This is a genomic window from Pseudomonas aestuarii (genome assembly GCF_027988105.1).
In the GTDB taxonomy this organism is placed as follows: domain Bacteria; phylum Pseudomonadota; class Gammaproteobacteria; order Pseudomonadales; family Pseudomonadaceae; genus Aquipseudomonas; species Aquipseudomonas aestuarii.
Genome location: NZ_JAQJZJ010000032.1, coordinates 1 through 468, shown reverse-complemented (window position 1 = coordinate 468; position 468 = coordinate 1). Strand labels below are relative to the sequence as shown.

General features: G+C 55.3%; 1 protein-coding gene. It reads right to left on the bottom strand.

Translation table 11 applies throughout. The annotated features are described in order from the left end of the window. Positions 1 to 468, bottom strand: a 468-nt coding sequence (locus PH586_RS23420) for a DDE-type integrase/transposase/recombinase (RefSeq protein ID WP_271350210.1), incomplete at both ends; no start/stop codon positions are given.

Below are 468 nucleotides of genomic sequence, written 5' to 3'. Positions count from 1 at the left end.
CCCAGCCCCTCAGTCTGAAACGCGAAATGTAACAACGAGTTCGGCGTTCGAAACTGGGTCAATGAAATTTCGGTATGTGGGTCAAAAGCGCATCGGCTGCAACACTGGCTCCCCTGATCTGAGTGAATCATCACCTCCTGCTTTGGCTTGCGTCGCCAAACCGCCATCAGCAGGGCATCAATAGCCAGGTCGCTGGTCATCTGCGGTTTCATTGACCAACCGATTACCTGCCGCGAAAACAGGTCTAGCACCACCGCCAAATACAACCAGCCCTCATAAGTGCGGATGTAGGTTATGTCCGTGACCCAGACTTTGTTGGGTTCGGTGACATTGAATCGACGCTCAAGATGATTCGGCGAGGCCACTGGAGGCTTGCCACCATAACGTCCCGGACGCCGCCGATACCCCGTCTGCGAACGCAGTGTTGCCGCCGACGCATTTTTGACCCAAGTGCCGACGCTATGCTGA